21 protein-coding genes and 1 tRNA gene are annotated in these 23911 nt (G+C 41.6%); 9 read left to right on the top strand and 13 right to left on the bottom strand.

Features of this window, described 5'->3' with window-relative positions:
* Nucleotides 1–20: 20 nt before the first annotated feature.
* Nucleotides 21–1001 (bottom strand): uracil-DNA glycosylase, encoded by a 981-nt coding sequence (locus ACKPQ5_RS05200; protein ID WP_407678042.1) that lies wholly within the window; start codon nucleotides 999–1001, stop codon nucleotides 21–23.
* Nucleotides 1001–1609, bottom strand: coding sequence for a riboflavin synthase (locus ACKPQ5_RS05195; protein WP_407678041.1), 609 nt, complete (start codon nucleotides 1607–1609; stop codon nucleotides 1001–1003). The genes ACKPQ5_RS05200 and ACKPQ5_RS05195 overlap by 1 nt, the downstream gene beginning before the upstream one ends.
* 93 nt (nucleotides 1610–1702) lie before the next feature.
* Here ACKPQ5_RS05195 and ACKPQ5_RS05190 point away from each other — a divergent pair, with 93 nt between their 5' ends.
* Nucleotides 1703–4150, top strand: coding sequence for an ankyrin repeat domain-containing protein (locus tag ACKPQ5_RS05190; RefSeq protein ID WP_407678040.1), 2448 nt, complete (start codon nucleotides 1703–1705; stop codon nucleotides 4148–4150).
* A gap of 20 nt (nucleotides 4151–4170) precedes the next feature.
* Here ACKPQ5_RS05190 and ACKPQ5_RS05185 read toward each other — a convergent pair whose 3' ends face one another.
* Complete coding sequence (locus tag ACKPQ5_RS05185; protein ID WP_407678039.1) at nucleotides 4171–4911, bottom strand: M48 family metallopeptidase; 741 nt, start codon at nucleotides 4909–4911, stop codon at nucleotides 4171–4173.
* A 26-nt stretch (nucleotides 4912–4937) separates the two neighbouring features.
* The gene (mazG, locus tag ACKPQ5_RS05180; protein ID WP_407678038.1) at nucleotides 4938–5600 is read right to left on the bottom strand and encodes a nucleoside triphosphate pyrophosphohydrolase; all 663 of its coding nucleotides are present in this window, start codon (nucleotides 5598–5600) and stop codon (nucleotides 4938–4940) included.
* A 75-nt stretch (nucleotides 5601–5675) separates the two neighbouring features.
* On the opposite strand from mazG, the gene trpC reads away from it, so the two are divergent.
* Both trpC and rsmA read left to right on the top strand, forming a co-directional pair.
* On the top strand, nucleotides 5676–6470 hold the full coding sequence (trpC, locus tag ACKPQ5_RS05175; protein ID WP_407678037.1) for an indole-3-glycerol phosphate synthase TrpC: 795 nt from the start codon (nucleotides 5676–5678) through the stop codon (nucleotides 6468–6470).
* A gap of 25 nt (nucleotides 6471–6495) precedes the next feature.
* Entirely contained in the window at nucleotides 6496–7335 is an 840-nt protein-coding gene (gene rsmA, locus ACKPQ5_RS05170; protein WP_407678036.1) for a 16S rRNA (adenine(1518)-N(6)/adenine(1519)-N(6))-dimethyltransferase RsmA, read from the top strand.
* Between the two features lie 95 nt (nucleotides 7336–7430).
* On the opposite strand, the gene secA is transcribed toward rsmA, so the two are convergent.
* The 4 genes from secA to ACKPQ5_RS05150 all read right to left on the bottom strand — a co-directional run bounded on the left by secA (nucleotide 7431) and on the right by ACKPQ5_RS05150 (nucleotide 12448).
* Entirely contained in the window at nucleotides 7431–10448 is a 3018-nt protein-coding gene (gene secA, locus ACKPQ5_RS05165) for a preprotein translocase subunit SecA (protein ID WP_407678035.1), read from the bottom strand.
* A 10-nt stretch (nucleotides 10449–10458) separates the two neighbouring features.
* On the bottom strand, nucleotides 10459–11391 hold the full coding sequence (locus tag ACKPQ5_RS05160; protein WP_407678034.1) for a UDP-glucuronic acid decarboxylase family protein: 933 nt from the start codon (nucleotides 11389–11391) through the stop codon (nucleotides 10459–10461).
* 68 nt (nucleotides 11392–11459) lie between these two features.
* Complete coding sequence (locus tag ACKPQ5_RS05155) at nucleotides 11460–12347, bottom strand: NAD(P)-dependent oxidoreductase (RefSeq protein ID WP_407678051.1); 888 nt, start codon at nucleotides 12345–12347, stop codon at nucleotides 11460–11462.
* A gap of 24 nt (nucleotides 12348–12371) precedes the next feature.
* Nucleotides 12372–12448 (bottom strand) — tRNA-Pro (locus ACKPQ5_RS05150).
* A 151-nt stretch (nucleotides 12449–12599) separates the two neighbouring features.
* On the opposite strand from ACKPQ5_RS05150, the gene ACKPQ5_RS05145 reads away from it, so the two are divergent.
* A complete protein-coding gene (locus tag ACKPQ5_RS05145) occupies nucleotides 12600–13118 on the top strand; it encodes a C-type lectin domain-containing protein (protein WP_407678033.1) in 519 nt (172 codons plus the stop codon).
* 50 nt (nucleotides 13119–13168) lie between these two features.
* Here ACKPQ5_RS05145 and tgt read toward each other — a convergent pair whose 3' ends face one another.
* Nucleotides 13169–14350 (bottom strand): tRNA guanosine(34) transglycosylase Tgt, encoded by a 1182-nt coding sequence (gene tgt / locus ACKPQ5_RS05140; protein WP_407678032.1) that lies wholly within the window; start codon nucleotides 14348–14350, stop codon nucleotides 13169–13171.
* 416 nt (nucleotides 14351–14766) lie between these two features.
* Between tgt and ACKPQ5_RS05135 the strand changes: the two genes are divergently transcribed.
* Nucleotides 14767–15630: a metallophosphoesterase gene (locus ACKPQ5_RS05135; RefSeq protein WP_407678031.1), complete on the top strand. Its 864-nt coding sequence runs from the start codon at nucleotides 14767–14769 to the stop codon at nucleotides 15628–15630.
* Between the two features lies 1 nt (nucleotide 15631).
* Here ACKPQ5_RS05135 and ACKPQ5_RS05130 read toward each other — a convergent pair whose 3' ends face one another.
* Together ACKPQ5_RS05130 and ACKPQ5_RS05125 are read right to left on the bottom strand one after the other, a co-directional pair.
* Entirely contained in the window at nucleotides 15632–15874 is a 243-nt protein-coding gene (locus ACKPQ5_RS05130; protein WP_407678030.1) for a hypothetical protein, read from the bottom strand.
* 160 nt (nucleotides 15875–16034) lie between these two features.
* Complete coding sequence (locus ACKPQ5_RS05125) at nucleotides 16035–16262, bottom strand: hypothetical protein (protein WP_407678029.1); 228 nt, start codon at nucleotides 16260–16262, stop codon at nucleotides 16035–16037.
* 228 nt (nucleotides 16263–16490) lie between these two features.
* On the opposite strand from ACKPQ5_RS05125, the gene ACKPQ5_RS05120 reads away from it, so the two are divergent.
* The gene (locus tag ACKPQ5_RS05120; RefSeq protein ID WP_407678028.1) at nucleotides 16491–17591 is read left to right on the top strand and encodes a sugar phosphate isomerase/epimerase family protein; all 1101 of its coding nucleotides are present in this window, start codon (nucleotides 16491–16493) and stop codon (nucleotides 17589–17591) included.
* Nucleotides 17592–17879: 288 nt separating this feature from the next.
* On the opposite strand, the gene ACKPQ5_RS05115 is transcribed toward ACKPQ5_RS05120, so the two are convergent.
* A complete protein-coding gene (locus ACKPQ5_RS05115) occupies nucleotides 17880–18530 on the bottom strand; it encodes a histidine phosphatase family protein (RefSeq protein ID WP_407678027.1) in 651 nt (216 codons plus the stop codon).
* Between the two features lie 166 nt (nucleotides 18531–18696).
* Here ACKPQ5_RS05115 and ACKPQ5_RS05110 point away from each other — a divergent pair, with 166 nt between their 5' ends.
* Nucleotides 18697–21192, top strand: a complete 2496-nt coding sequence (locus ACKPQ5_RS05110; RefSeq protein WP_407678026.1) for a CehA/McbA family metallohydrolase — start codon at nucleotides 18697–18699, stop codon at nucleotides 21190–21192.
* Entirely contained in the window at nucleotides 21189–21515 is a 327-nt protein-coding gene (locus ACKPQ5_RS05105; RefSeq protein WP_407678025.1) for a hypothetical protein, read from the top strand. The genes ACKPQ5_RS05110 and ACKPQ5_RS05105 overlap by 4 nt, the downstream gene beginning before the upstream one ends.
* 3 nt (nucleotides 21516–21518) lie before the next feature.
* Here ACKPQ5_RS05105 and ACKPQ5_RS05100 read toward each other — a convergent pair whose 3' ends face one another.
* Nucleotides 21519–22583 (bottom strand): hypothetical protein, encoded by a 1065-nt coding sequence (locus tag ACKPQ5_RS05100; protein ID WP_407678024.1) that lies wholly within the window; start codon nucleotides 22581–22583, stop codon nucleotides 21519–21521.
* A 150-nt stretch (nucleotides 22584–22733) separates the two neighbouring features.
* On the opposite strand from ACKPQ5_RS05100, the gene ACKPQ5_RS05095 reads away from it, so the two are divergent.
* Nucleotides 22734–23873 (top strand): acyl-CoA desaturase, encoded by a 1140-nt coding sequence (locus ACKPQ5_RS05095; protein ID WP_407678023.1) that lies wholly within the window; start codon nucleotides 22734–22736, stop codon nucleotides 23871–23873.
* The last annotated feature ends 38 nt before the right edge of the window (nucleotides 23874–23911 follow it).

The raw sequence follows: 23911 nt of genomic DNA, 5'->3' as shown, positions 1-23911 counted from the left end.
AATATCTGAACTTCGATTAATTAAAGGAAAAATCCCTGTTGTTTTTCACTTATCGAAACTTCCACCTTTTCCATCACTTTTAACATATCCTCCCATACTTTTCTTTTTCCCGATTTACTTGGATTATGAAGCAGGTAAGATGGGTGATAGGTAACCATGAGGGGAATACCTTCATATTCATTCCAGTTTCCACGAACATCTCCCAATCTTCTTTTTGAGTCGAACCCAAGAAATCCATCTGTTGCGATTTTACCAAGAGAAATAATCACTTTAGGCTGAACAATCTCTAATTGAGCTTTTAGATAGGGCATTGCAAATTGAAGTTCAGCTTGACTGGGTGGACGATGTCCAAAAGCAAGGTCATGCTTAGGTTTCCAATGTAAAATATTGGAAATATAAACAGAAGGCACCGGAAAACCCATCGCTTCAATAATTTTACCCAGCAATTCCCCCGCCGGTCCTCCAAAGGCAGAACCTGCCTTTTCATCCTCATCGTTTGGAGATTCTCCACAAAAAAATAATTCTGCATCAAGATCACCCCTCCCAAAAATTATTTGACCGTCAGGATTAATTTCAGGATTTGAAATTGGGCAATTATTGACTTCTTTTTCTAACCATTTCCATTTTGTTCTTTTATCACCCTCGGGCAGTGTAAAGCTGGGCGGGGTTGCAAACTTTGCGTCATTATCTCCTGACACACCAGCACCTTCTACCGTAATCGTTTTCGGGGGAGCTTGTGAGGCAATAGCCGGGGTGGATTCAGCGGTATCCACCGAAGTGGTTTCCTGTCTAACGGGATTGTTTCGGGAAGTTGGTACATCTACTGCTTTTTTTTGCGTAGGCTTATTCAAAGGAGAAGCTGGACGTTCTGGTATCAGCGGTTCCAACTTCTTTTCCAACTGCGTGAGTGTCTCCTCCTCAAGATAAATTTCACGCACTCCTTCTTCGCGCATACGCTTGAGTTCTTCAAGCAAAGCAAAACTGGCTTCTGGAATATTCATCAAGATAATTGCTCGATTGAAGATGCAGCAAGTTTCTCGACATACTTGGCGAGTAAATCAAATTCAAGATTAAGCCGATCTCCAGGTTGACGACTCATTAAATTTGTCTTTCCAAGAGTGTGTGGAATTAACCAAACAGCAAATGAATCTCCCGTTACATCACAAACAGTAAGAGAACATCCGTCTACCGCAATACATCCTTTATCTACTAAGTACTGCTTGTGAGTGGGAGGTACTTTGATTTGGAGGTATAAGTTTTTTCCACGTTCTTCAAAAATTTCAATCTCTCCGCACGCATCAATATGGCCGGTCACAAAATGTCCACCCACCCTACCATTGGCTGGCATTGAACGTTCCAAGTTTACGAAATGCCCATCCTGCAAATTACCGAGGTTCGTTCTTTCCAAAGTTTCGTCTAATAAATCAAAGGATCCTACCCCGCTCGAATCTGCACGAAAGGTTAAGCAGCAACCGTTTACAGAAAGACTAGCACCTGCCTCCATCCCATCCGATCCATCAAATGGAATATCAAGCTTAAGAAGCCAAGATTCTTTCTTTTCTTCGAACGAAATTACCCGCCCGACATTTTCTACTATTCCGGTAAACATAAATATAAAATATTGATCATTGAAAATAACAATTAGAAAAATGGAAAGATAATTTGACCCTTTCGTAACGCAAAGTACTTTGAAGTTATGTCCATGACAATTTCCATTTTATTAAAACGCACATTTGTAACCCTCTTTATTCTAGGGAGCGTTATATATTCTGCTCGTCCTTTAAATGCACTGCCCGCTTCCATCAGTCAGGTACCGAAAGATTCATTTCTCGTATTTTCTGTTGATATAGAGGCCATTTTGAATAAGTCAAAGGTGAGAAAGAGTCTAGTATGGGCTCCAATCATCGACGTATTAAGCCTTTCAACACCACAATTAAAAAGTCTTCTACTGGAGGGCGAACATTATGGATTTAACTTCGACATCCCCGTTCAGTTTTTTGTTCGCACAACACCTTCCCAAAAGAACCCCCTCTCCTTTGGACTGGTATCCACCGTTGGAGACACCAAAAAAGCAGATCAATTTATTGCAAATTTCGCAGAATCTATGGATTTTGAGAAACGGAAGGGAAAAAGCATACGATATCGAAAAAATGGACTCCCTATCGAATTTGGACGAAAGGGTAAAGTATTTTACATCGTCGGCGTGGGTCCGATCATTCGTGACTCAGATTCTTCCAATATTGAACTAGATAAACTTTCACGATCGATTTCGAACAAAAACAAAGAGGATCAATTTCCTGAATCTCTTACCAAACACTTCTCCCGTCCAAGTGAAATCTCTCTTTATTTAGATGGGTCTGGATTGGCAAATGTGGTCCAAGAAAACTGGCCTGATGATCAATGGAAAAAGTTACTTCCTTTATTGGATCCCTTTTTTACCAGACAGTTTGGCATGCACGTAATTTCAAACAAAGACTCCGTTAAGATCACCACTCTAGAGTATTCAATAGCAACCAATGATCATTCTAAACCGATCCGAGAAATCGGAATGCTTGATCAAGTTCCTGGTGATTCTCCTCTCGTTGTCCGTCTCAGTGTTCCCACCAAGCAAGTCCAGCAGGCAACCATATTTGCAGTGGATCAATTACTACAAATCCTGAGTGAGGGAAAAATTAATAAAGAGGTTAAACTTCCTGGATTCAATTCCACTCCTACTGAACTCCTTACCACCCCAAATGGAGATTTCATCTTCGCTGGAGGGCACTTTAACAAACAAATTAAATACAGTCCGAAGGGAGAATTATCTCCCGCAATCTCTCCTGTATTACTTTTTGGAATGGGGATCGATCAACAACTTGCCCTTAAGCAACTGTTATCCGGACTGAATTCATCTAATTCAATACGCTCACTACTGAACATTAATCAACTCCACCTGGTCGACCAGGTAGATCAGTTTTGGATTACCAGTATTAACTACCTTCGTGAAATTGAAAAAAGTAAACCGATAGTACCGCTTTCAAAAAACCGGAAAAGATTTCTCAATCAACATTCCTTTGCACTCGACCTGAATGTGGTTCAGGCAAATCAATCAATTCGTAAACACTCGTCACTAAGCTATCCTCAATTAAAACTTTTAAATATCGCCGATGACTTTAGCCGAATTTCGAGTAAAGTAATCGACGGTGAGTTAATCACCCATGTTAAATTATTGGATGCAAACCGTTCGGGATGGGAAGTCATATTCAAGCATGCAGGTCAGGCGATAATTGACCAAGCCAATCAATCCATTTTTCAGGCAATTGCTCAAAATGACCTCAACTTAGTGATCCAAGCGGTACAACAAGGTTCATTAATTAATGCAACCGACCGTTTTGGTCACAGCCCTATTCATTATGCGGCATATAAAGGAAATGCTCGAATTGTAGATTACCTACTCAACAATGGTGGTAATCCGAACATACGTGGAAGGCATCAATCCACCCCCCTGCATAGTGCCGCCTGGGGAAGAAATATTCAAGTCCTTGAATTACTCCTCGAAGATGGTGCAGAAGTAGATGCTAAGACAGATGAAGGAGAAACACCCGGCATGACTGCGGCACTTCGTGGAGAAAAAGAAATGCTTGAGATTTTATTTGCTCTTTCAGCCGACCCGCATGCGAAGGATATTCACGGTACCAATTTTATCGACCTGGCTGCTGCCGGTGGACATGAAGGAATTGTTACTTTACTTGAAGAAATTGGAGTTGATAACCAAAACCCATTACATGTGGCAGCTGGTTTAGGCGATATGAAGCAGGTTAAAAAGCTTCTTAATAATGGTTACTCGATCAATGTAAAAGACGCCTTTGGCGCCACTCCCTTGTTAGTTGCAATGGTTTCGGGCAAAGAAGACATCGTCGAATTCCTACTCTCACAAAATGCCAATCCTCATATTTCTGCAAAAGATGGATATAATTTGATGCATGGGGCTGCATTCTCTGGAAAAAGAAGCCTTGTTCAAAAAGCATTATCCTACAACTTGGATGTTAATTCCCGTTACGGCCCAGATGGAATTACTCCAGTTGATGTGGCCGAAGAAACTGGAGATGCACTACCCTTTCTACGTTCATTGGGCGGGAAAACAGCCTGGGAATTAGGTCGGGTAAGATAGATCCGTTCAGCAGTTCACTGCTAATCGATGTGCCCCAACCGAATCACGTTTTTCCCAGCTTTAAGTAATTCCTTATCGTACACTCTTGAATTCGGACATATATACTCCAAATATTCCCAAAACTGAAGGGAATGATTTAGGTGTTTTAAGTGGGCAAGTTCATGAAAAATAACATAATCCGCGATTTCGTATGGTAACAAAATCAACCTCCAATTTAATGAGATCGTACTCCTCGCAGAACAAGACCCCCAACGACTTCTCTGGTTTCCAATCCTTACATTCTCGCAATTTAACTCTGCTTTTGCCGCAAGGGTAAAAAGGCGCGACTTTAAATTCTCACGGGCTAATTCTCGTAAGAATTTAAATAAATAGTTCTCAATGGTATCGGTAGTTGGTAAATCAAGTTGAAGGGCATCCTCCAAGACCTCAGAAAATACTTTCTTTCGGTTATTATTTACTGACCAGGAAAGAAAAATGGGGCTTTTGTTGATCCAAATCTGTCCTCCTTCAATAAAGTACTCGCTTAGTTTTTGAGTAACCGGAAAGGTTTTGATTTTTTGTTCCAACCATTTTTTTTGATTAGAGAGAAAGGACAACCCTTCTCGATACGAAGTCCAACGAGGAAGGGTAAGGACTGCTTTTTCTCTGGAACGAATGCGTAAATTAATTCTTCGAGCACGATTTGACTTACGAATTAAGCAAGAAATCTTGAAATTGGGATCAAGTTCGCTCAATACGATCTCTTCCACGCGATCTTTCATCGGTATAAAAGCCTAAAATAGTCCGATTAATCTTCCAGTTTTTTCACCTGAGCGGATGAAAATTTCCGAAGGGCTAATTCAGGATCGATTCCAGATTTCTGACATGCAGCGACCAATTCAAAAAGAGCTTTCCCTGCCAGTTCCTCATTTAGTTCTTGGGCAGATCCAGTGGAATTATTCTCTTCCCATTCCCCTTTTTCCTCCAGTCCATTTTTGGCCACTCTTTTGTAAATATCATTCGCAAAAAGCAAAGCCGGTAATCGAGGAGGAAGATTCTTAAAAATACTTATTTTTGCATTCTCACCAAACTTCTTTTTTTTCTCTTCTGCTTTGATTAATTCCCATCGATCTATGACTTCACCTGAGGTATCGACCGTTTCTGCTTTCTCTCCAAAAACATGAGGGTGTCGACGAATCAATTTATCAGAAATCCCCCGGGCAACATCCTCAAAATCAAAATGGTTTTGTTCCTCTGCTAAACAGGCATGCATGACGACTTGTAATAATAAATCTCCCAGTTCCTCCTCCATTAATTCAAAATCATTATTATCCACTGCTTCCAAAACCTCAGAAACCTCCTCCACTAGACACCGGAGAAGGGATTGGTGGGTCTGTTCCCTGTCCCATGGACAACCATCTGGCGCCCGAAGTTGTGTAACAATTTGTCTTAGTCGTTGAATTTCGCTCACTCTCGCGCATTCTGTAGGAGTTACAATACATGGCAATTCAAACTCAACTCAAAATAAAAATAACTTCTCAATTAAATGGATAAATTAGCCGAAATTATGGAATGGAAACGAAAGGAAGTTTCTTCTCGTATTCGTCCAGTTAAATTGAATGAACTGGAGCAATTAGGGAAGCGGATGAAAAAAGATTTTTCTTTTTATGATTCACTCGCCCAGGACGAGCTTTCAGTTATTGCGGAAATCAAAAGGAAATCTCCATCTGCGGGAGATATTGCAGAGGATATCTCTGCGGTGGAACAGGGTCGCACTTATCTCAATGCGGATGCAGATGCCCTATCAATCTTGACTGATATGAAATATTTTGGCGGTCAACTTGAAGATTTGTGGGAAGTGAATGATTTCCTTCAAAATCACCAACGTGGAATTCCAACCTTGCGAAAAGATTTTATGGTACACCCGATCCAAGTACTCGAAGCACTTGAGGCAGGAGCGAGTGCCATTCTATTAATTGTTCGTGCATTATCAGACGATGAATTAAAAGTACTGCGTGAAGCAGCGGATGTAAGTGGATTGGATTGCCTTTATGAAATACACGAAGAAGAAGAACTTACAAAATCACTCAGACATGACCCCAAAATCCTAGGGGTAAATAATCGAGACCTTACCCGTTTTGTAACTGATCTAGAAATATCTGAGAAATTAATCCCACAAATTCCTGATGGAATTATTAAAGTAAGTGAAAGTGGAATCTTTGAGCCCGAAGATGCGTGGCAAGTTCGAGAGTGCGGAGCGGACGCAGTATTATGTGGTGAAGCACTGATGAGATCTGATGATGTCGAGGGGCTAATCCATCAGATGAAACAACGAGATTAATCTTTTAATTCCCGCCCTTGAAATTATGCCACTTTCGCCCACAGAAACTTCAAAAATTTTAGATGAGCTAGATCACAGGCCCAAGAAAAAACTCGGGCAGAATTTCTTAGTGGATGGAAATATTGTCCGTAAATCTCTCGCGATGGCGGATTTACCTGAAGGTATGCCAGTGGTTGAAATTGGTCCGGGCTTGGGAACATTAACTAAACAAATTTTGGCAAATAATCATCCTGTATTTGCCGTCGAGATTGATCGCGAACTTGTTAAAAATCTGGAAAAAACCTTAGGTCGTTTTATTGCAGATCAACAATTAGATCTCATCCAAGGGGATGCGGTCAAGTATCCACTTGCCAACCTGCCAAGTGATATAAAGGAATTCGCAGTTGTTGCTAATTTGCCCTATGCCATTTCTTCTCCCTGGATGGAGTCTTTATTGCACACCAAAAGAATTCCATTTCGAATGGTGGTAATGCTTCAAAAAGAAGCAGTAAGTCGGATGAATTCTACCCACGGAACAAAAGAGTACAATGCTCTCTCCATTTTTCTCAAGGCTGCCTTTACCCATATTCAAACTCATCCAGTCTCAAGACAGTGCTTTTTTCCCATACCTGGAATTGATTCAGTGCTCGTTCAACTGGATAGGTTAGAAGCACCCTTTCTCTTCGACCAGGAAGATCGTGCACTCATCCGTAAAATATTTACACAAAGGAGAAAGCAGATCGGATCTCTGATCAAAAAGGAAAGCACAGATGTGAAGGAAAAGATCGATCGTTGGTTACTGGCTAATAAACTCGACCGGCACTTACGCCCCGAACAGATCAGTGCAATAAACTGGCAACAACTCGCGGCAGAGCCCAAGCAATAAACGAACCGTCCCAGAAGGTGGAGGGCTAATAAAAATTGGGAAATTCAGTGGAAACTCTTCCCCCCCTCGCCACTCATTAAGCTGGCAATATTTCGTTAGGAAGAAACTCCTACTCCGCAACACTTCTTGTATTTTTTCCCACTCCCGCAAGGACAAAGATCATTTCTCCCCACTTTGGGAGTTTCACGCACTACAGGAGTCGCAATTTTAGGAATCTCTGGAGCTTCGGTTGGCCCTGAATTAGGATTACCTTGTCTCGGACCCGAAAATCGATCAAATCCACCGCTCGAAGATGTATCCGGACCGGAAACTTTTGCCACATTACTTAGATTGGAAAGCATATTTTCAAACGCTGCCAAATTGGTCGAGGAACGAAACATCCCGGAACATACATCTGACCTCATTGCGACCATCATCTCTTCAAAGGCACGAAATGCCTCATTTTTATACTCGCTTAAAGGATCTTTTTGCCCATAACCACGCAATCCCACGCTTCGACGCAATTCATCCATTTCTGTCAGGTGGTCCTGCCAATGCACATCCACAGCGTTGACCACTACATACCGTTCTAAGCTTTGTAATTGGTCGGGATCCTCCAGTTTTCTTTTACCATCATAGGCACCGGTAATTTTTTCGAGTAACAGTGTTTTAACCTCATCCTCACTCTTCCCGAATAAATCTTCCAATGGAACTGATAAAGGAAAAGTAACATTCACCCAAGAGGCCAATAATGACTCCATTTCGGGCATGTCCTCGACTCGGTTTGCTTTAAATTCAGTAAGCGGAATCCCACCAACTCTTCCCTCTACTTCTTCCTCTACCAACTCGATCAAAATCTTACCAGGGTCCTCCTCCAACAAAACGTCATTACGGATGGAATAAACAATTTCCCGCTGCCTGTTTAAGACGTCATCATATTGAAGAAGTCTCTTACGAATTGAGTAATTTTGTTGCTCCACTTTCTTTTGCGCATTTTGAATCGACCAATCTAAGGTACCATGCTCCAAGACCTCGTCATCCCCAAAGGATTTCTCCAGCATCTTGGAAAGAGCTCCTTGATTGGCAAACAAGCGCATTAGGTCATCTTCCAGGGAGACATAAAAGCGAGAAGCACCGGGATCTCCCTGACGAGCACATCGGCCTCTTAACTGCCTGTCTGTTCGTCGGGATTCGTGCCTTTCAGTACCCAAAACCAAAAGACCACCGAGCTCTTTTACCCCCTCCCCCAATTTAATATCCGTTCCCCGTCCAGCCATGTTGGTAGCAATGGTAACTGCACCCCGCTGACCCGCCTGTGAAACAATTTCCGCTTCCCTTTCATGAAATTTTGCATTGAGTACGGTATGCCTGATATTGGCACGTTTGAGCATACGACTAAATACTTCAGAAGATTCAACCGAAGCCGTACCAATTAAGACGGGTTGTTCGTTTTTATGTGCCTCAGTCAGGTCTTCGAGAACCTGATTAAATTTCTGGCGACGTCCTTTAAACATCAAATCATTTAAATCTTTTCGCACACAATCTCGGTGTGTGGGAATCACCATTACACCGAGGCGGTAAATATCATGAAACTCTCCAGCTTCAGTTTCAGCGGTTCCAGTCATACCAGCCAGTTTGTCATACATCCGAAAGTAATTTTGGATAGTAATCGTGGCATAGGTTTTAGTTTCTTTTTCAATGGCCACTCCCTCCTTGGCTTCAACCGCCTGGTGAAGTCCATTACTCCATCGACGACCGGGCATAAGGCGACCTGTATTCTCATCCACAATCATTACCTTTCCGCCTTGAACAACATATTGCTTATCTTTTTCGTATAAGCCAAATGCCCGTAGCAGTTGGGATACAGTATGAATCCTTTCGCTTCTTACTTGAAAGTCTTTTTCTGCTTCTTCCTTTTTTTCCCGCTTGGTATCGTCATCAGATTCAGAGTTACGATCGATCTCCACATAAATTGTTGCTAAATCTGGAATGACGAAGCCATTAGGATCTTTTGGGCTGATTAAAGACCTTCCAATCTCAGTCAAATCAGCTTGTTGATTTTTTTCATCGATCACATAATGCAAGTCTTCTTTTAATTGATGAGCCCTTTGCTTGTTGTAATCAGAGTTCATCTCCAAATCGAATTTTTCAAATTTCTTTCGAATTTGAGCATTTTCCATCATCCTCATAAATTGGCGATGAGTGGGCATTCCTTTTTTAACCTGGTAAATCTTAGCAGTCGCCTCATCGGCTTCTTCATCAGAAAGGTCCTCTTTGCCAAACAGTTTTTTAGCCTCCTCTGCAAGTCGATTACATTGCTTAAGTTGGGTGTCAAAGAGTTTCATGACCAAGGGCTTCATTTCACCAAAGGGCAATGGGTGGTCTTCTCTCATCGGTCCAGAAATAATTAATGGAGTCCGAGCTTCATCTATCAAAATAGAATCGGCTTCGTCAATAATACAGAAGAAATAGTCCTTTTGTACCTGATCATCCTTACAGGTTGCCATTCCATTATCGCGCAAGTAGTCAAATCCAAATTCCGATGCCGTACCGTAAGTTAAATTTTTCTCATACATCAAACGTCTTTCAGCGGAAGGCATATTATTCTGAATACAGCCCACCGTTAAACCAAGAAATTCAAATAAAGCACCCATCCAATGAGAATCCCGACGGGCCAAATAATCATTCACTGTGACGAGTTGACAATTTTTTCCTGAGATTGCATTGAGGTAAAGGGGACAAGTCGAAACTAATGTCTTTCCTTCCCCCGTTGCCATTTCTGCAATATGCCGATCATGCAATGCCATTCCCCCGATTAACTGAACGTCATAATGAATCATCTCCCATAGAAGTGGATGACCGCAGACATCAATTGTTTTTCCACAAAGTCGCCGTGCACCGTTCTTAACAACTGCAAACGCTTCAGGCAATAAGGCGTCCAAAGTTTCGCCCTTCTGAAATCTCTCCATTAACTCCGGTGTCTTTGCCTGAAGTTGTTCATCACTTAAACTTTGATACTCCTTTTCAATTCGATTGATTTCGCGAACAGCAGGCGCACATTTCTTAATGTATTTTCGATGATTTCTGCCCTTTAGGCTTTGCAAAATCGATTTAAAAGGAGAAAGAGGATTCATAGTTTAAAATTTAAACGCCAAGAAGTTCCTTGAAGTAAGGGATTGTATTATCAAGTCCTTCCTCAAGTTGTATTTTTGGTTCCCAATCCAAAACTTTTTGGGCGAGGGAAATATCTGGTTTTCGCTGAGTGGGGTCATCTGCAGGCAAAGGCATTTCGATAATCGAGGAATTGGATTGGACTTTTTGTAAGACTGTTTCGGCGAGTTGCCGAATTGTAAACTCGTTCGGATTACCGATATTAATAGGACCAACAGTTTGATCCTGCTCCATTGTACGAATCATCGCTTCGAGTAAATCATCCATATAGCAAAACGAACGGGTCTGTGAACCATTTCCGTAAAGGGTGATATCTTCCCCCTTAAGGGCTTGAACAATAAAATTCGATACCACCCGGCCATCATCTGCTAACATTCGCGGACCGTATGTGTTAAATATACGAACAACCCGGACATCGACTTTATTCTCGCGATGGTAATCAAAAAATAAAGTTTCAGCACAGCGTTTTCCCTCGTCGTAACATGCTCTTAACCCAATTGGGTTTACATTGCCCCGATAGCTCTCAGGTTGGGGATGCACTTCCGGATCGCCATACACTTCGGACGTGGATGCCTGTAGAATTCGGGCCCCTACTCGCTTTGCTAAACCCAAACAGTTAATTGCTCCCATCACAGAAGTTTTTACTGTTTTGATCGGATTATATTGATAGTGAACTGGAGAAGCGGGACAGGCCAAATTGTATATCCGATCGACTTCGAATTTAAATGGGTCGACAACATCATGGCGAATCAGTTCAAAATTCGAATTTGCCATCAAATGAGAAACATTCTTTCTCCGGCCAGTGAAAAAGTTGTCCAAGCATAAAACCTCATGGCCTTGCCCCAGCAAACGCTCACATAAATGACTGCCTAAAAAACCTGCTCCCCCTGTTACTAGAATAACCATAATATTAAATTAAAGATATACACTACTGATTCCACAGGATTTGGAAACATTCTTTTAACGATTGAAAATTATTGTTGGTTTAATCCTCTTAATACTCTCATTAAGACCTGAGTGCCATTTTCCGAGCAACCCTCTTTCTTGACCTGTTCATAAAAAGACATGGCTAATTCCAACCCTTTTAATTTGAGATTCATTCGACCGGCATCCTCTAGTGCAATCCCCATGTCTTTAATAAAGTGTTTAACAAAAAATCCTGGTGCCCAATCTTCCTGAACCATCCGCGGTCCCAATTGATTTAAAGACCAACACCCCGCCGCACCCTGACCAATCAATCCAATTACTTTATTTAGGTCGAGATTCGCTTTTTCCGCATACAACAAAGCTTCCACGGTGCCAATCATAGTGGATGCAATTAGTATTTGATTGCTCATTTTAACTCGTTGTCCAGATCCAGCTAATCCAAAAAGCTGAATATTAGATCCCATTATTTCCAAAAGATTGAGACATCGATCATAAATTTCCTGCTCACCTCCGCACATAATTGCTAAACTACCCTTTTTGGCTCCCACATCTCCACCACTTACAGGTGCGTCCAGCGCAGATGAACCCAAGTTTTTTGCCTTTTCTGCAATCCGCTCGGCAAGTAACGGACTAGAGGTTGTCATATCAATAAGAACCTTGCCACCCCCTAAATTCGAAAAGACCCCATGATCATCAAAGTAAATACTTTCCACATCTTCTGGGTAGCCAACCATGGAAAATAAATAATCTACTTCTCTGGTGAGTTCGGCTGGAGTATCTGCCCAACTTGCACCGCAGTTAAGCAGTGGAATAGCTTTCTCTTTAGTTCTGGAATAAACACTCAACTCTATTCCCTGGTTTAACAAATTTTTTGCCATGGAAAATCCCATAACTCCCAGTCCTATCCAACCGACTCTCAGCTTCGTTGACATAATAAAAGATTCAAAAAAAGAGAAAAATGGTCGGGACGACAGGATTTGAACCTGCGACCCCTACACCCCCAGCGTAGTGCGCTACCAGACTGCGCCACGTCCCGACCTCAATATTTGCATAAGCAAAGGAATAATGCTGATTTAATCACTTTGTTTAGTCAAGCCAAAGGCATGAGAGTTCATTTTAGTTTTTTTTTAAATTCATCAAAATTTGTTGCGAAACTTCATTCATCTTTTTATTACATTTAGCATAATATGACACCAATACATAAAAATATATTCATAACTTCACTCACTATTCTAATCACCAGCTTTCTTTTTGCAGAAAAAGTTGAACCGCCCAAGGACTCAGTTCCTTTTCGAGGCAGTCACTACAAAGCATTTCTCGATACCAATAGCACCTGGTGGGAAGCCAAGTTTGCATGTGACGATATTGGCGGGGAGCTTGTTGTAATTTCAACTGTTCAAGAAAATGAATTCGTTCGTCGTATGGCCAAGGATCATTTGGTTTGGCTGGGTGGCACAGATGAATTTGAAGAAGGAAAATGGACTTGGGATAATGGCGAACCCTTCAAATTTAAGCATTGGGGAGATGATAAACCTGCCGCTCTTAACGGATACAATTTTTTAATTCTTGATGGAAAATCAGGCAAATGGGCCGACACCACTGATTTCTCAGGTAAGGTGAAGGGATATGTATGCGAATGGAAAGGTTCAGCACCTAAGAATGCGGGTCCAAAAGACTCTGAACTCAAGACTCCCGCCAAGAAATAACTTTTCGATCAATTCAAATAAAAAAGCCGAGCATTGCCTCGGCTTTTTTATTACACGGAACTGGTGTTATATCTCTCGGTCCAATCAGTTGCCCATTTTGCAAAAGTACCCGCCTTGATTTGCTCCCGGGCATTTTCCATGAGTTTTACAAAAAAACGCAAATTATGCAAAGTGAGTAAAACTCCACCCAAAGATTCCTTTGCCATAAATAAATGGCGAATATAGGAACGAGAAAAATTTTGGGACGCAAAACAATCTGTCTCCGAATCTAATGGACTGAAATCGAACTTAAATTTTTCATTTCTTATATTAATACTACCCGTCGATGTGTAAGCAGTACCATGCCTCGCAGCTCGACTTGGCAATACACAGTCAAACATATCAATTCCATATCCCACCATTTGTAATAATTGAGTGGGAGTACCGACTCCCATTACATATCGAGGAAGTTTATCGGGGAGAAAGTGAACCGTAGAGAATACTTGTTCAAGCATTTCTTCCTCAGATTCACCCACACTTACTCCCCCAATTGCATACCCTGCAAAACCCACCTCCTGTAATTCCAGAGCAGAACGTTTCCTTAGTTCTGGAAAACGTCCCCCTTGTACAATTCCAAAGAGTTTTCTTCCCTCCGAAATGGCATCTGTTTCTTTCCACGCTGAATTACAAGAACGAGCCCAATTTGTGGAACGATCGACCGCCTGAGATATTTCACCCCGAGATGCTTCCGCCGGAGGACACTCATCCAAACACATGGCAATATCTGATTTGAGAGCGTCCTGAATTTCGATCGCTTCTTTCGGGCCCAGGAAAACTTCTCTTCCATCGATATGAGAATTAAATCGAACTCCTTCATCACTTAACTTTCTTAACTTTGCCAAGCTGAAAACCTGAAAACCCCCACTATCTGTGAGGACAGGACCCTTCCAATTCATAAAACGTGCAAGTCCACCTGCTTCCCTAATCACCTCTATTCCGGGTCTCAGGTTTAAATGATAGGTATTTCCTAAAATAATCGACGCACCGATCACATCAGATAGATCACGAGGGAGAATACCTTTCACTGTTGCCTGTGTACCCACTGGCATAAAAACAGGGGTGGAAACTTCTCCTCCGGGTAAATTTATAGTAGTTAATCGAGCATTATTTAAGGATCGATTCTGGGTTGGTTGGATTGACTGCATTATTGGAAAGATTGATTGGATAGAAGATCTAATTGCCGAAGAAATCATTACATACAAGTTACTATTTACAAGATAAGGGGTAGTGGATTGTATTTTCCGAGAGAAGTAAAACGCCCCAGAAGCAGTTCACTCATCTAGTAATGAAATACAATAAAGTCTCCTTACAGTAAGTAGTATCAAGTACTATTGCTAAGAAAATTATTCTAATAAAGTTTGAACTCAAGAAAATACGAAAACTAATTTCATTTGAAATTAACAATTAGAAAGTAGTATACATCGATGACTCTTTAATTAGAAATGAATCTACTACTCCAATTCAAAGTATAGATAAAAAAGGAACTAACCGGTATGGGATTTTAGATTTATCAATTTGAGCAAATACCAGGCTTATATTAGTAATACAAATTACAAACTAATAATGAAACAATTTGATCAAAAATTAGGTATTTCCCCGCTCATTTACAATGCCAAAAGTAATGGCTAATTTTGATATTATAGGGGATGTTCATGGGTATCCTTCTTTGCTCATCGAATTATTGCAAATACTGGGATACGAAGAAAATAAGGGAACTTTTGTTCACCCGCTAGGTCGTAAGATTATTTTTGTGGGTGATTTAATCAATCGAGGACCGGACACAATTGAAGTGCTAAAAATCGTGCAAAAATTACATTCCAGCGAACAAGCCTTTGCTGTGCTCGGAAACCACGAATTTCGTTTAATTCAACAATTTATAAAGGACCCAACACTTGTAGAACCCGCGATCAAACCATTTATTCCATGGATCCAATCTCTTCCCCTATTTTTAGAATTTCATGAGTTAAGAGTGGTGCATGCTGCATGGCATTTTGCCTCAATTACGAAACTTAAAGATCAAAGTGTAGGAGATGAAAATTTCATCAGATCGACTTTTGACTCGCAGTCAGACCTCGGGCAAGCAATCGATATAATCTTGAGGGGAATTACAGTTCCAATTCCAAACAAACTAAATTATTTGGATCGATTCGGGATTAAGAGAAAGAAAGCACGGATTCGGTGGTGGGAAGGTGAGAAAAACAAAATTAATGGGTCGAATTTCTTTCCCAAATCGAAAAAGTTACTTACTGAATCTTTTGCGATTAATTCCCAAAAAATTGGGCAAGAATACTTACACAATGATAAACCAATATTCTTGGGACACTATTGCCTACCGGCGGATGAACCAAAAGTAATTAATAATGTAGTTTGTGTAGACGGTTGCGTTACCTGCGACCAAGTTTTGTGGGCTTATCGATTTACAAGCGGTGAGGAGATATCAGATGTGAATTTGGTCCAAACTTCAAAAGCGTGAATTAATTGGAAAAGTGCTTCTTGTCGGGAATTGCTATCTTCTCCCAACTTGACTTCCAACGATTCCATTTTTCAACTCCGTCCAGATGTGGGTGCAGATGTCTTTTACAACATGCGTAGTCAAACATTTCTTTTGCTTCATCAAGATTATGGGCTAAGAAATACTTGTCAGAAAAGCCCACCGCATTTTCGAAATGATAATGAAACTTGAACTCTTCTAGGTTTGGTTCTCGATTCGATTTCATACAAACAACATAACCTAATTTGAATGAGTTTTCAAACGGACCGCCACATTTTTTATAAACTCACATCGCCCTTTATAAGATTATACAGGAACGCAAAAAAGAGTAATGAAATCGTAACGCGCTCGATTTTTTTGGAAAAATATCAAACCAAAAGAGAACTTTAGGAAACTTCTTCCTCCTGTACTTCCCATTGCGAACTCCAACGGTTCCATTTCTCTATCCTTTGTACAGTTGAATTCATATCATTTTTCTGGCAAACGAAAGAAAACATTTTTTTTGCGTCCTCTGTTTGGGTTGCCATAAAATACTTTGTGGCAAGATCCAAAGATCCTTCTAATTCGTAAACCACTTTAAATTCCTCCAACTGCGCTTCTTTACTCTCTTTCATATACCCAATAACCTATGCTAATACATTTAACCTTAGCAAATCATATTTAGGTTTTTTTGACATTTTTTTAATCGTAGCGGGCAACTTTATAGTCAAGTTGGACTCAAAACACCTCGGTTACGATTAAGAATCTTGTCGCGTAAAAAGGGTAAGTCCTAGAATTGAAAATCTCGCAATTCAACATTTTCAATCTTGCCGATCTCATACACATCGATTGCCATTATGAGTATGGAAATATTCAACTCTCTTCAAACCAGACGAAAATTCTGCCATGGTTCCGTATCTCTTCTTGCTTCCAGTATCATGCTACCTAATCCACTGCGTGCAAGTAGTTCTTCGGCAACAACGATTCCACTTGGATTTGATAATTTTTCAATCCGAGCTCTTGGTTGGAAAGCTCCACGGCTTCTTGATTTTGCAAGTTCTCATAAATTAGACACGATATTATTTTCCGACCTTGATGTTTACGAGTCTTTGGATTCCTCCTATCTCAAGGAGATTAAACAGGAAGCTCAAAACCGGGGCATAGTCATTCATACTGGAACTGGTGGGATTTGTCCCACCTCCAAAAGCTTCAAGGATAAACATGGAACCGCCGAAGAGCATTTACGCCTTCTTATCCGGGTCGCAAAAGAGGTTGGTGCAAGCGTGGCCCGTTGCTACCTGGGCACGATGAAAGACAGGCACGGCAAAGGAGGAATACAGAACCATATCACGAGCACTGTACAAGTTTTAAGGAAAGTAAAGACAGTGGCCTTAAATGCGGGTGTAAAAATAGCAGTTGAAAACCATGCAGGTGATTTGCATAGCCGTGAACTTGTTCAGTTAATTGAACGGGCAGGAACTGAGTATGTTGGTGCCACTCTAGATTCGGGTAACGCAACATGGACCCTCGAAGACCCAATTGATACTCTTCGGAACCTTGCCCCTTATGCAATATCGAGTGGTATTAGAGATTCCATGGTATGGAAAAGTAAAAGAGGGGTAAAAGTACAATGGACCGCTATGGGAGAGGGTTGTACAGACCTGGACACTTTTATTTCAGAATGGAAAAGATTGTGCCCTTCCCTCCCCATGCAATTAGAAATCATATCAGGATTTGCAAAAGAATTTCCTTATCTGGATCCCACTTTTTGGCCCCCATATTCTACTTTTTTAGCGGAAGACTTTTCGCGTTTTTTGTTGATCAGCCAAAAAGGAAAGGAAATAAAACCTTTCAGTTCACCGGAGGGAATAGAAAAGAAAGTGGCCCAACAAAATTATCAACTGAGTCAGCTTGAAAAAAGTATTTCTTTCTGTAAGGAAAAGCTTTCTCTCGGTCTCCAATAATTTTTGATTGGATGCCAAAATAAAATCAAAATTGAAATTTACCCTTTTGAATAAAGCCGATTTGGCCCCCACTACCAGAGAAGAGAATTACCACATTCACAGACCCATTAATGCATACGCTGGCATATCGCACTTATGAACGAATCATTCAATACATCAATGAGGAGGATTGATTCCCCTCTCTACAACAGTTACTCTTTTATATGGTAAAAAAAGCATTTGTAGTGCCCTACCCCCCACTACTGAATGAGAAATGAACAAGCGAATCGACGAGCCATGTCGTTGACTTCAGCCATCATCTAAAGTGCTTATTTCTTTTAAATGTGCCACGTCTCCCCAGCTGATCAAATTCCATCCCGCCTCTATCTGTTCGATCCGATTAATGGAGCAGTTAAGAAGAACAAAATTACGGTCGGAATCCAAAGGCAGATTGAGAACATAACGAAAAATTGCACCCAACACTCCGCCATGAGTAACCAAAGCGATGTTCGCTCCCGAATGTTTAGTCGCAAGTTCCTCGATTGCACCTGAACAACGTAAGCAAAATTCGCGAAAGCTCTCTCCGTTTGGAACCTGAAAATCCGGGCCATCATTACGAAAGGACGAGTAAACATCTGGTTGACTCACTTTCATCTCCTCGGTGTTCATACCCTCCAGCACTCCAAGATCACGTTCCCGCAATCCGACATACTGTTCCGCAACCATACCGGATGGCCCGCCCACCAGTTCGGATGTATGCATGGCACGACCGAGGTCACTTGAATAAAAAAAATCGAATTTCTCACCCTTCATTCTTTGGCCCAGTGCTTCTGCCTGTGCGACACCACGGGGACTCAGCGGAGAATCTGCGTGCCCCTGCCAACGTCCGCACAAATTCCATTCGGTTTCACCATGACGAATAAGGGTAATATTTGTATTTTGAGACATATATTGTTTCATAAACACAAACTAGAATGGGGTCAGTATAATTTTAATAAATAGTAATCACATTATACGATTATAGAGAAGAGATCATTCGAACAAACGAATCAAAATTCACTTTCAGGGGTTGTAATAATTAATTTCATCACACAATTTGGATTTTTCACCCTCAACAATTACCCCAATGAAAAAAATATCTCTTTTATTTCTTTTGCTCGTTCCTATTTTTTCGCAGTTTGGAAAAGTAGAGATCATTGAAATTTCTCCTGAAACGGTTACTCAACTCCCCCAAGGTAAAGAAGCGGATGGTATCATTGGAGACTTCGTACTTAGGAATGAACTGATTGAATGTGCAATTGGAAGTTCTGCACCTGACCGCAAGGCCAACATGGGTGCTTTCTGGGGGGCAAATGGAATGACCCCTGGATGCCTCTACGATCTTTGCCTACGGGGAACGGAAAATGACCAACTTACCATTTTCTCCCCATCCCGCCAGCAGGGAGAGATTTCCTACATTCGAAAAACAGAGTCTGGGGATGGAATTGAAGTGGTAACCACCGCAGCAAAATCTGGAGGTTTGTTTAAAAAACACCTTTATACAATCCAAGAAGGAGAATATGGAATCCATATACTCAGCCTGATTCGTAATGAGGGGAAAATTAAAGTTTCCGGACCCATTGATGATCGGTGGACCCGGTTCAGAGAATCTGGCCGACTCGAGAATATCGAATGGGCGGACTCTGTAGATCCTGCCGACAAAGCCGGCTACGCCTATGGTTGGTATAGGGACAAAAATGGAAAATTGCCGCCCCGCTCAAAAACACTTCATCCCGGAGACCAAATTGAAATCAAGCGCTTTATCGCAGTGGGAACATCTCCAGTACAGGCATTGGGTCGGGTAGCACAAAAAATGGGTAAAACTGGAATAGTCGAAATCACACTTCAGGAAGACAGCTCAACGCCAATTTCATCCGCAACTTTCAAATTTTCCCAAAATGAACAATCCATTTTGGGGTATCCTGATGAAAGTGGTAAAATATCAACTCAATTACCCATTGGAAAATGGATGGTCTCAATCCTTGATCATGGCAGGGAAAACCAATCATTTTCCATCGATGTACAAGAGAGTGGAGTACGAAAAAATTGCACAATGAAGCCGGCATCGAAAATTGATTTTAGCATCACTAATGAAAGCGGGGAAGACATACCCTGCAAAGTTCAATTGATCGGGCTGGGAGAAACCAGCGACCCTCAACTCGGCCCCGTTGATCGTGCCCATGGATGTAACAATCAATACCATTCGGAAACCGGTACTTTCTCAATCGCCCTGAATCCTGGTTCCTATCGAATTATTGTGACCCGCGGAATTGAATTCGACCATGTCGAAAAAGAAATCACTCTCTCCCCGCAAGAGACTTTGCCTTTTTCAACCAAACTTAAACGAACAGTAAACACAAAGGGGTGGGTAAGCACTGACTTTCACAACCACTCCACTCCGAGTGGAGACAATGTGTGTGGGACAAATGATCGAATCATCAACCTGGCCGCCGAACACATCGAATTCGCTCCCACTACCGAGCATAACCGAGTATACGACTGGCAACCCCACATAGAAGAGTTAAAACTGACAAATGAGATTTCAACTGTCCCCGGGATCGAACTCACCGGTTCAGGAGCACACCTGAACGCATTCCCGATCACTCCGAGTCCTTACCTTCAGGATAACGGTTCCCCAAAGTGGGTAAAGGACCCTCGGATTAATGCAATCAATCTGCGCGATCACCACGGTCACAAGAAAAATCGATGGATTCACATTAACCATCCGGATATGGTCGAAAATTTTAATGACCGAAACAAAGATGGACATTCAGACAATGGGTTTGAGGGCATCGTTTCACTGATCGACGCAATTGAAACACAAAATTACCGAGCCTCGGAAATTTTGGGACGGGCACCCTACCAGATTACCCGAAGGGCAAGCAGGGAACAAGTTTCCATAATTCGTGAATTTGTCTGGCTTCAAATGCTCAACCAAGGGAGAAGGGTTTGGGGAATTGCTGTAAGTGATGCCCATACTGTTTTTGGAAATGGGGTGGGTGGATGGAGGACCTATATTCCCAGTTCCACTGATAACCCCCAAGAGATTGATTGGGAAGAAATAAGTCGTCGAGCGAAAGCGGGGCAAATGATGCTCACCACCGGCCCCTTTTTGGAAGTGGAAACTCAGGATGGAATCCTACCCGGAGGCCTTGCCCGAGCAAATGATTCAATTCAATTAAATGTCCGGGTGCAATGCTCCTCCTGGATCGACATTAATCGCGTCCAAATTTTGATCAATGGAAGACAGTCCACCAAGTATAATTACACTCGAAAAACACACCCCCATTGGTTTAAGGATGAAGTAGTCAAATTCGATCAATTATTAACAATCGAGCTTTCCCATGATGCCCACTTAATCGTAGTAGCCTATGGCGAAGAATTAAATCTTAAAACAGGATATGGAAACAGCGGTCAAGGAACGAACAAACCCTGTGCCTATCACAACCCAATCTTCGTTGATACCAATGGGGATGGTTTTACTCCCAATGGAGACACACTGGGGTTTCCAATTCCCACAGCAGGAATGTCAGTCGAACAGGTAAAAGAGAAATTAATTCAAGCCGGCATTACAACTCAGTGAAAAGAGCCTTTCAAGTCATTCTTTGCATTGGATTATTTTTTCTCCACAATGGTTGCACCTCATCCATTAATCAATCGACCAAGACAAGCAATGAATCTGCTGAAATTCGTGTAAAAAGATATGAGACAAGAGCAAGGACCTATCAGGCACTTGCTGATGCCCAGAATTTAAGCCCTGCTTATTCTAACCCCGGATTTCGTAACTACAGCAAGCTCGGCGGGCATAACTTACGAATGGTATATTTACAGGAAGTAATCCGGTATCGTAAACTGGCAAAACAGGCAAAGAATGAAATCGTAAATAAAAATAAAGAGGTAGAATAAAACTTACTTCTTTTTCGGGGTATCACGAAATGACCAACTAGGAGAGCCTTGGGGATCCGGTGCATGAGGAGTCTTACCTAGGCCATAGTCTTTTGCTTGCATGTCTTGGCCCGACCAATACTTTTTATCCCTTATAAATCCATAAAAAGAGGGATAAAAAGGATCCACATAATCTACATCCGCGTTAACAGGAACTTTTAGCCCGGTAAGATGATAAACCGAGTTCACCAGCAATCGCCTTAAATCTTCGCTAACCAAGTCAACTGATGCCCCCATAGTGGTGCAGAATGTGGTGCCGTTCTTTCCATTGGGAGCGGTGTACGGATGAAGCCATGCCAGTGGTTGCATCGGATCATTCTTCGCATCCACAAAAGAAGAGTTTGGTGCAAGTGTTTTAGTTACTGCTCCCCGCAAAAGAATGGTATCTTTTTCATTTAAGCGATTAATGCCATATACATCAGAGGGACCAAATACATCGGTTACTCCATTTAAAATTGGATGTGCGGCATTTTTAGTCTCAACCATTCCACGTGCACCTTCCCCCTTGTGCTTGCCATGGTGACTCACCCAGCCTTCTCCCATGATCAGTGGTCCGAACTGACTGTAAGAAATTTCACCTCCCAATTTTTCTCCTCCATTAAATGCATGAGTGGAAGTACGAATTCCAACAATCGCTTTCCCTGCGTTTAGAAAATTCGTAATATGCACCGCATCATTCTGATTGGGTTTGCGAAATCGCGTACCAATTAACATGAGATCCGCGGATTCGAGGTGATTCCAGCCAACCACACCCTGCTGATTATTGGGATCAATATATTTACCAGCTTTATCCCATGCAAAAAGAACCTTGCAAGTAAAGCCATGCTTTTCGGCAAGAATTTTAGCCAACATGGGCATACTTTCCTCAGTTCTATACTCTTCATCGCCAGAAACCAGGACAATCGTTTTTCCATTTCCTGGGCCACTTTTACCCTTCAAGGTAAGAATTTTCGAGTCATCTGCACAAAGAAACAGTGAAGATACTGAAAGCGTTAAAATACAAACAAGGAAATGAGCTAAATCTTTCATGAAATAAGTGAGAGTTTAAAATGTAAATACTTTGAAAATTTTCCTTTTATGTCAAAGCCCATCGGTCCAAGATATAAAATTCATTGATTGAATCTTCTTACTGCCGAAAAAAGAATTCGTAATTTGAGGATTCACCAATAGATTAAAACAATGTTCAAAAACATTCCTTTCAATCGAGTTGAGTGGGTAACTAGTAGTTTTTTAATTATTACAGCCATTCTTACTTTCACTGCTGTACCGGCTTACTTTTATTTTTTTGGGTGGGACTGGTTTATTTTTGGGGTTTTTATGTTTTACTATCCCGCCACCGGATTGAGTATCACCGTGGGGTATCACCGCTTATTTTCTCACAAAGCCTTCAAGGCAAAATGGCCAGTCAAATTGTTTGTACTTCTTTTCGGGGCCGCTGCTTTTGAAAATTCTGCCCTATGGTGGAGTTCCGAACATAGGAAACACCACAAACATGTTGATACTGATGATGACCCCTACGATATAAGTAAAGGATTTTTCTGGGCTCACATGGGATGGCTTATGTTTAAGCTCAAACCGGACAATCCAATCAACAATGTACAAGACCTGAAAAAAGATCGTCTTGTCATGTGGCAGGACAAATGGGTTCATGGGATTGCATTTTTCATGAGTTTTATCTTACCCACGATCATCGGGTATGTTTATGCAGTCTCCACAGGTAATATTAGCCCGATGGCAGGTGCTCTAGGTGGATTACTAATACCCGGTGTCGCACGGGTAGTAATGGTTCAACATGCCACATTTTGCATCAACTCACTATGCCATATGATTGGCGAGCGTCCCTACTCAACAAGCCATAGTGCACGGGACAGTTGGATTGCCGCAATCTTCACAATGGGGGAAGGATATCATAATTATCACCATGAATTTCAATGGGATTACCGAAATGGCGTAAAGCCTTGGCAGCTCGACCCATCAAAATGGATTATTTGGTTTCTCTCTAAATTCGGTTTAACTGGAGATTTGAAACGTGTCGCAGGTGAAAGAATACTTCTAGCTGAAACTCGCGAAACAAAGCGACAATTGACTGACCAAATTTCCCTTATCCAACAAGCCACTACTTCTTCAAGTGAATTGATCGATCAGACTCTCTCCTCCCTCGAAAAATGGAGTGATCGCTTAACTGATATTTGCGATGAGTTGCAAAAAGCAGCCCATGACAAAATTAATTTATCCAAGACAAAGTTAAACGAGTTCCGATCCGAAATTCAAAATGTGATGCGAGAAATTGAATCGAACGGCAAGCTTGCACACACTTAGTATAAGCCCACACACTGCACCTAGTCATTTTTAGGGAA

This window comes from Candidatus Seribacter sulfatis (assembly GCF_964187635.1).
GTDB lineage: Bacteria > Verrucomicrobiota > Verrucomicrobiia > Opitutales > Seribacteraceae > Seribacter > Seribacter sulfatis.
Note: the sequence above shows the minus strand (reverse complement) of the source record. Positions and strands in the feature narration are given on the sequence as shown.

Coding starts and splice junctions, on each gene's coding strand:
- tgt (WP_407678032.1), bottom strand. CDS start 14,350: ATGATTTCTTCGGCAATTAGATCTTCTATCCAATCAATCTTTCCAATA.
- ACKPQ5_RS05115 (WP_407678027.1), bottom strand. CDS start 18,530: ATGAAACAATATATGTCTCAAAATACAAATATTACCCTTATTCGTCAT.
- ACKPQ5_RS05135 (WP_407678031.1), top strand. CDS start 14,767: ATGCCAAAAGTAATGGCTAATTTTGATATTATAGGGGATGTTCATGGG.
- ACKPQ5_RS05120 (WP_407678028.1), top strand. CDS start 16,491: ATGGAAATATTCAACTCTCTTCAAACCAGACGAAAATTCTGCCATGGT.
- ACKPQ5_RS05125 (WP_407678029.1), bottom strand. CDS start 16,262: ATGAAAGAGAGTAAAGAAGCGCAGTTGGAGGAATTTAAAGTGGTTTAC.
- secA (WP_407678035.1), bottom strand. CDS start 10,448: ATGAATCCTCTTTCTCCTTTTAAATCGATTTTGCAAAGCCTAAAGGGC.
- ACKPQ5_RS05100 (WP_407678024.1), bottom strand. CDS start 22,583: ATGAAAGATTTAGCTCATTTCCTTGTTTGTATTTTAACGCTTTCAGTA.
- rsmA (WP_407678036.1), top strand. CDS start 6,496: ATGCCACTTTCGCCCACAGAAACTTCAAAAATTTTAGATGAGCTAGAT.
- trpC (WP_407678037.1), top strand. CDS start 5,676: ATGGATAAATTAGCCGAAATTATGGAATGGAAACGAAAGGAAGTTTCT.
- ACKPQ5_RS05190 (WP_407678040.1), top strand. CDS start 1,703: ATGACAATTTCCATTTTATTAAAACGCACATTTGTAACCCTCTTTATT.
- ACKPQ5_RS05160 (WP_407678034.1), bottom strand. CDS start 11,391: ATGGTTATTCTAGTAACAGGGGGAGCAGGTTTTTTAGGCAGTCATTTA.
- ACKPQ5_RS05185 (WP_407678039.1), bottom strand. CDS start 4,911: ATGAAAGATCGCGTGGAAGAGATCGTATTGAGCGAACTTGATCCCAAT.
- ACKPQ5_RS05195 (WP_407678041.1), bottom strand. CDS start 1,609: ATGTTTACCGGAATAGTAGAAAATGTCGGGCGGGTAATTTCGTTCGAA.
- ACKPQ5_RS05095 (WP_407678023.1), top strand. CDS start 22,734: ATGTTCAAAAACATTCCTTTCAATCGAGTTGAGTGGGTAACTAGTAGT.
- ACKPQ5_RS05110 (WP_407678026.1), top strand. CDS start 18,697: ATGAAAAAAATATCTCTTTTATTTCTTTTGCTCGTTCCTATTTTTTCG.
- ACKPQ5_RS05200 (WP_407678042.1), bottom strand. CDS start 1,001: ATGAATATTCCAGAAGCCAGTTTTGCTTTGCTTGAAGAACTCAAGCGT.
- ACKPQ5_RS05130 (WP_407678030.1), bottom strand. CDS start 15,874: ATGAAATCGAATCGAGAACCAAACCTAGAAGAGTTCAAGTTTCATTAT.
- ACKPQ5_RS05145 (WP_407678033.1), top strand. CDS start 12,600: ATGACACCAATACATAAAAATATATTCATAACTTCACTCACTATTCTA.